Here is a 423-nt window from a genome sequence, read left to right on the forward strand (position 1 = left end):
GGTGGCCGAGGCGGATCAGATGCTCGGTTGCCAGCTGGCAACCGAGAAAGTTGTCGGTGCCGACGAAGTCGATCGCCACATCCGGCACCGGTCGCACCACCAGAATGGTGGGCATGTGGCGCCGTTGCAGGCTCTCGAAAAAGCTGTGCGGGGTAGGCTGGGCGGCGCAAATCACCATGCCTGCGGCGCTGTTTCGCTGCAGCGAGTCCATAAACTGCTGCTGCCTTGCCGCTGATTCCTCGCTGTTGGCAAGAAACAGCATCAGATCATGATGCTCCATCTCCCGGCTGAGGCCAGCCGTCATCTCCGCATAGAAGGGGTTGGTGATGTCGTGCAGCAGCAGCCCCACCTGATTGCTGCTCTTGTTGCGCAGATTGGCGGCGGTCTGGTTGTAGACATAGCCGAGCTCATCGATCGCCTTGA

At 60.5% G+C, this 423-nt stretch carries 1 protein-coding gene; it reads right to left on the reverse strand.

Annotated features, from left to right (window positions below; translation table 11 throughout):
- On the reverse strand, positions 1 to 423 hold a 423-nt coding region (locus tag ACW5W8_RS23875), incomplete at both ends, for a LacI family DNA-binding transcriptional regulator (protein ID WP_498630893.1).

The organism is Aeromonas aquatilis, assembly GCF_054052405.1.